Below are 255 nucleotides of genomic sequence, written 5' to 3'. Positions count from 1 at the left end.
GGTCGTTTGTGAAGATCGTGCCCGACATGAGCTGGAGCGTGACGCAGGCGTACAACCGCAGCAAACCCAGGGTGCGCAATTTCACGGCCGAAGAACAGGCGGAGATTGAGCAACTGGAGGCGGTAGCCGCCGCGACCGAGCAGGCGCTGCAGGAGGATGAAGACGACCAGCTCACCGACGGCGAGCGCGCCGAGCTCGAGCACAAAAACTCGAAGGCCGTCGCGCTCATCAACGAACTGAAGGGCTCGCTCGAAA

The 255-nt window shown here is 62.4% G+C and carries 1 protein-coding gene; it reads left to right on the top strand.

The features are described 5' to 3' along the window. On the top strand, positions 1-255 hold a 255-nt coding region (locus AB3X98_RS42215; protein ID WP_368607239.1), incomplete at both ends, for a hypothetical protein.

Source organism: Paraburkholderia sp. BR14312 (assembly GCF_040948675.1).
In the GTDB taxonomy this organism is placed as follows: Bacteria; Pseudomonadota; Gammaproteobacteria; order Burkholderiales; family Burkholderiaceae; genus Paraburkholderia; species Paraburkholderia nodosa_A.
This window is presented reverse-complemented; position numbering and strand designations above follow the sequence as displayed.